At 57.3% G+C, this 5563-nt stretch carries 4 protein-coding genes and 1 pseudogene; 2 read left to right on the top strand and 3 right to left on the bottom strand.

Annotation, left to right across the window (positions count from 1 at the left end; translation table 11 throughout):
- Together VGE80_RS16410 and VGE80_RS16405 are read left to right on the top strand one after the other, a co-directional pair.
- Nucleotides 1–424, top strand: a pseudogene (locus tag VGE80_RS16410) (glutamine amidotransferase); the annotation flags it as partial.
- Nucleotides 424–1551 carry a hypothetical protein gene (locus VGE80_RS16405; RefSeq protein WP_440593420.1) on the top strand — a complete coding sequence of 376 codons (1128 nt, stop codon included), beginning with the start codon at nucleotides 424–426 and terminating at the stop codon, nucleotides 1549–1551. The pseudogene VGE80_RS16410 and the gene VGE80_RS16405, both read left to right, overlap by 1 nt.
- Before the next feature lie 57 nt (nucleotides 1552–1608).
- Here VGE80_RS16405 and VGE80_RS16400 read toward each other — a convergent pair whose 3' ends face one another.
- The 3 genes from VGE80_RS16400 to VGE80_RS16390 all read right to left on the bottom strand — a co-directional run bounded on the left by VGE80_RS16400 (nucleotide 1609) and on the right by VGE80_RS16390 (nucleotide 5242).
- Nucleotides 1609–3705, bottom strand: a complete 2097-nt coding sequence (locus VGE80_RS16400; RefSeq protein WP_440593419.1) for a TolC family protein — start codon at nucleotides 3703–3705, stop codon at nucleotides 1609–1611.
- A 71-nt stretch (nucleotides 3706–3776) separates the two neighbouring features.
- The gene (locus VGE80_RS16395; RefSeq protein ID WP_440593421.1) at nucleotides 3777–4499 is read right to left on the bottom strand and encodes an ABC transporter ATP-binding protein; all 723 of its coding nucleotides are present in this window, start codon (nucleotides 4497–4499) and stop codon (nucleotides 3777–3779) included.
- Nucleotides 4500–4819: 320 nt separating this feature from the next.
- Nucleotides 4820–5242, bottom strand: coding sequence for a hypothetical protein (locus VGE80_RS16390; protein ID WP_373651444.1), 423 nt, complete (start codon nucleotides 5240–5242; stop codon nucleotides 4820–4822).
- Between the last annotated feature and the right edge of the window lie 321 nt (nucleotides 5243–5563).

Below are 5563 nucleotides of genomic sequence, written 5' to 3'. Positions count from 1 at the left end.
GAAGTTGCCCGACGGTACCGTCGCGTCTCAACCGGGTGAACCTTCGCTGCAGGAACCGGGATTGTACGAGGCGACCTTCGCCGCAAGGCTCGCAGGCCGGTATCGAGCGGAAGTCGAAGTCATTGACCAGGAGGGGGAACGGCTGGCGCGAGCGGAAACGGGGTGGGCCGTTGACCCGTCGGCCGACGAATTCGCACAAGTCACACCCAATGTCGCATTTTTGAAGCGAATCGCCGAACGGACGTCGGGTGAAGTCGTCCCTCTGGATGGACTTGAACGGTTCGTGGCATCGCTGGCGGGCCGTAAGGCACCGCTGACGGAAGCCTACACGATCCCCTTATGGCACCAGCCCTGGATGCTGGGGCTGATCGTCGCCTGTTTGTGTGCGGAATGGGGGCTGCGACGATGGAAAGGACTGCCCTGATGGAGAACTCATTCGGTCATATCGTCTCAATTGTGAAGACAACCGCGGCAAGGTTGCTCCCATTCCAATGGCTGCTCATGATCGCCCACGTTCGGTCGTCAGCGTACCGTATGGATTTCTGCACTGCGGCCCTGACGGGAATGTTGTTCCTGACGCTGTCGACAACGGAAAAAGTGTGGGCGCAATCGACTGAGAACGTCCAGCCACACTCTCCTCCACAGTCTCTGATTGTCGTGATCGGTGCCTCTGGAACACCTCAGTTCGAGATCTCGTTCTACCAGTGGTCTGAACGCTGGGTGGCTGCTGCCAGGGAAACGGGGGTCTCGGTGACCGTGATCGGCCGGCATCGAGGGGAAGTGGCGAATGAGGTCTCCGACTACGACCGCCTTCGCGATGCGATCCAGAAAGAGAACAATGATTCACAGAGCGAACTGTGGATTGTCCTGATTGGCCACGGAACGTTTGATCGACGCGCGGCAAAGTTCAACTTGCGTGGGCCGGATCTTTCGGCGGATGAACTGAATGAGTGGCTGAAACCGATTCGCCGACCCATTGCGATCATCAACTGTGCCTCCGCCAGCGGTGCATTCATTCCCGTCTTGGCCAGCCCTAATCGAATAGTTTTGGCGGCCACGAAATCGGGAACCGAGGTGAATTTTTCCCGCTTCGGTGATTACATGTCGCAAGCCATCGCAGATCCCGCGGCGGACCTCGACAAAGACAATCAAACCTCTCTGTGGGAGGCATTTCTGATGGCGTCTCGACGGACGGCCGAGTATTACGATTCGGACGGACGGATTGCGACCGAACATGCGTTGCTCGACGACAACGGAGACGGCAACGGCGTGCGTGCAGACCAGTTCCGTGGTCTGAGCGCGATCGTAAAACCCAGCGAAGCACCGCCGCAGGACGGACGACGGGCCCACCAGTGGCACCTTGTCCCCAATTCGCTTGATTCCGCGTTGCCTCCGGAAGTGAAGGCGGAGCGGAACAGACTTGAGCTGGCGGTTGAGCAACTCAGGGACCGGAAGGGCGACTTGCCCCGGGATGACTACCTCGCGGAACTCGAACGACTGTTGGTGGAACTGGCCGAACTGAATGAGCGACAAGACCGATCAGCACCGTAACAAATTGATAGTGTCAGCCAGCACGGGCCGAGTTCAACGTTTGCAAGTTCAGAATCTTTAGCGGGATCCCCACCCGAGAATTCGAGCACGAATCGATTTCGGCTTCAGGGATTCAATTTCACGTCGCCGATCGTTGCTGCGTCGAACGGATGCCGACTCTTCTGGACTGGATTCCTCAGTGTTGGAAACGACGCGAATCGCCGAACGTCGTCGGTCAGTCGAGGGGGCGGGGATGGGAGCGTCGTCATCGTCTTTGGTATCGGGTTCGGGCGGAACGTCGTCGACACTTTCCTCCAGCGTGGGCAACGGGATCTTGTCGTAGTCGATCGCCGGGGGCTTGTCCCGAAGATCCTTTGGCCGTTTCAAATCGAACTTTTCTTCGGCGGGCTTTTCTGACATGGGGTAACGTTCACCGTTCTCGCCTGGGCGAGTCTCCGCCGCATAGCATGAATCGACGAAGAAGCGTCCCAGCGGGCCGATCGAGCCGTAGCGTTCTTCGTAGAACGTAACACCGTGGGTTTCCAGAATGGTTCCACTCTGCCGTTCCAGTGTGGCTAGCGTCGTGTTGTAGTTCGCGAGCGAATTGGCTTCGTTGGAAATCGCGTTCCCCCAGTCCGTCACCGCTTGCAGGACGTTGATCAGAATTCCGTTTCCGGTTCGGTACTTGGCGAGTTGATAATCGAGGTTCGTCTTGGCCGCTTCACGAACCTCGCGGTAGGCGAGATAGAGTTCGTAGTACTGGTCGAGACTTCGGATGTTCGTTGCCAGAATATGAGCCGCGTTATGCAGGCCCTGGTGAAGATTAATCCGGTCGCGGGCAATGATCAGTTCCCGCTGCCGCAGAGTGGCGCGGGCCTGACGCAGGCCCAGCGGAACAGAAAAATTGACCCCAAGGGTCCAGTCGGTATGCTCCCCGGCCCCCGTCCGAATCGGAGGTCCGGCGGGCGTGGTTCCTTCCAGCCCGTTCCAGCGGTACAGGGCAACTCCGTCTAACTGAGGCAACGCCGAGTTCCTGGCGAGAATAATCTGCTGCTCGTCTGCTTCGATGATGAGTTTCATCTCAACCAGGTCAGGCCTTCTCTCGGCGGCAATCTCGAGAAGTTTCGACCAGTCAGGATGAAATCGCTCGTCCGTGGGGGGCGTGTGCGGAATGAGCTGCTTGCCATCCGACGGAGGCATCCCGATGAGGTTTCGCAATGCATCTTCGCGTTGAATCATGTTGGCGCGCGATGTGACCAGGTTGGCTCGCGTGTTCGCCAGTGTCACCTGCACCTGAGACAAGTCGGCTCGATTAACGATGCCCAGCTTCATCTGAGTCTTGATGTAGCGCACCGTCTCTTCCAGTTGTTCGATCTGTTGTTCCTTCGACCAGACGTCGGTTCGGGCGGCGACCAGGGTCCAGTACCCTTCGATGACACCGCGAACCATCTCCTGAACGGAATCTTTCAGAACGAAGAAGGAGAGCTCGGTGTTGATTCGCGAGATGACAATCGGAGCCATGTTGGCCTGGATGCCTGCCCCCCGAAGCAATGGCTGCGTGTAGCTGAGGACCGTATTGGTATCCGCTTGCGGATTAAGCGGGCTGAATTGAGGCCGAAATCGGCGATCATTGACGTTCCAGCCGATTCCTGCAGTTCCCCCCAACGCATTCAGTTTGGTGAGGTTCGTCGAATTGGCGAATCCATCCGTGATGTAGCCGTTCAGCAGCGTCTGTGTCGGATCGACAGGGTCGAAAACGGCCTGAGGATTTTCCAGATGAGTAAACGCACTCTCGGAGGAGAGGACGGGATCGAACCGGGCGTTGTTCTGGTCGATCGTGGTGTTGGTGATGGCGGCGTCGTAAATCGTCTGGCCGCTCGATGTTGCCGTGGCGCCTGTCAGAATGCGCACAACATCCGTTCGGTTTAAGGAAAACCGAATAACGTCATCCAGTGAAATGGGACAGGGTTCCAGCTCTTCTGTCGTGGAGACAGTCGGCGGGGGAGGGGAATCGTAGATGCGATATTTGGCAAGCTGGGAAGGATCTCGCACCTGGACCGACCGTTGTCCCGGCATGATTGTCGGAAAAAGGTGCTGCGCCGTGGCAGACTTTGCGGATAAGGCAAAGCTCGACGCCACGACTGCGATCAGCCAGTATCGATGATTGGACTGCATACCGAAGCACTCGCATCAAACGACGAAATCTCTGGTAGTTCATCGTCTGCCGAAGAGGCGCGAAGCGAGGGTTATTCATCAAGTCCGGACTGTAACAGTTGTAACGCCTGGCGAAAGTCTGTCGTGTCGCAAACGATGCCGCCATCGCGCAGCACGACGACCCGTTTGGCATTTTTTGCCACATTGGCGTCGTGGGTCACGAGAATGACGGTGATTCCCGCAGTTTCGTTCAGCTCACGGAACAGAGTTATGACTTCGCGGCTGGTTTTGGAGTCGAGGTTCCCGGTAGGCTCGTCCCCCATCAGGATCGCAGGCTCGTTCACCAGAGCACGAGCGATCGCCACCCGCTGCTGCTGTCCTCCGGAAAGCTGGCTCGGGTGATGGTCCAGACGACTGGCCAGTCCGACCAGCGACAATTTCTCAATGGCGCGACGATGCCGTTCGGCGGCCGAGAATCCTTTCGCGTACAGGAGCGGCAGTTCAACGTTTTCCAGCGCCGAGGTACGATTGAGCAGGTTGAAGTTCTGGAAAACGAACCCAATCCGCTGATTCCGAATTCGCGCCCGGTCATCATTGGACATCGTGGCGATCTCTTCCCCTGCCAGCTTGTAACTCCCCGAGGTAGGCCGATCGAGACACCCCAGGGTGTTCATGAGAGTACTTTTGCCCGACCCGGACGGCCCGATCAACGCGACATACTCTCCCTGCTCAATCGTAAGCTGCGCATCCTTCAACGCATGAACCTGGACTTCACCCAGGTTATAGACCTTGCAGACATCCCGAATCTCAATCAAAGCCACGTCAAAAACCTTTGATTCGTTCTGAGCCCAAGCCCACAGAGTTTAAAGAGTATCAAGCTGCACAAAGTCAGGAGTGCCAGGTGCGCAGGGGACGGTGTAAACGATATTGGAATCGACGAATCTCATGAACCAGTCGCCGAGAAATTGACACATCCACGTGAGTGTCCATACGCCAACGCCCGCCGACGGAACTGCCATTCCACCGCAAAGCCACCCAACCGGTCAACTCACGCAGCCTGACGGATGCGGGAAAGGCTGGTGACGTGCGATTCGATTTGTGATCGGAAGCCGTCGTCTGATTCTCGAAAACCGACTCAGAGCGTGGGGTCGCTCCAGCCGTCGTCGATGGCGTAGGCTTCGACTTCGAAGGGGTTGTCGAGGTAGGCGTTGCCGCCCCGCCATTGGATCCAGCAACTGGCCATGATGTAGGCAGGAATGAAGAACGGCCCCCAGCGTTCGTACTGATGGACGTGGACACGTTCGTGGCGGCGAGTACGGTACAGGGTTTCTTTGTCACAACCGAGAACGACGTGACCCAGGGTGATCGCCGCGATGGGACCGCAGATCCAGAACGGCCGCTTGAGTAGCGCCGTCAGGCGACCCCCGTAAGCTTCGAGCACTCCGTCCACAAATTGAACTTTGCCCCCCGTAGCCAGCGCATAAGGAACAAACAGCAGTCCCACAAAGCTGCCGGGAAGCGCCCAGACATACAGAAATGGTGACCACCATCGCCTCACAGAAAAATCCCTTCGCTTTCGCTGATTAGAATGATCAGGCCCCACCGGGAGTCGAAGTCAATACGATAAGGACTCTTCAGCCGCGACACCATCGTTTTCAAGGCCATAGATCGCGGGGAAGATGGGGATGGAACTCGGCGGGCAGAAGGCTGGGTGGCACTTCTGGTTTGAGTTCAAATTGATTCGTTTGAAAACGGATCAATTTTATGGTTTGTGCGCCTGGCATGTTGTGTTTCTCGGAGATGGAAGTTCTCTACGGGCCGTGATGACCGGAACCGTGAGCTGTAGGACAGGGTGCCCGCCGCGAGGCGGGATCTGAAG

It is taken from the genome of Schlesneria sp. (assembly GCF_036405755.1).
GTDB lineage: Bacteria > Planctomycetota > Planctomycetia > Planctomycetales > Planctomycetaceae > Schlesneria > Schlesneria sphaerica.
This window is presented reverse-complemented; position numbering and strand designations above follow the sequence as displayed.

What these genes read in the sequence shown, in the direction of transcription:
- VGE80_RS16405 (WP_440593420.1), top strand. Translation starts at nt 424, where the DNA reads ATGGAGAACTCATTCGGTCATATCGTCTCAATTGTGAAGACAACCGCG.
- VGE80_RS16400 (WP_440593419.1), bottom strand. Translation starts at nt 3,705, where the DNA reads ATGCAGTCCAATCATCGATACTGGCTGATCGCAGTCGTGGCGTCGAGC.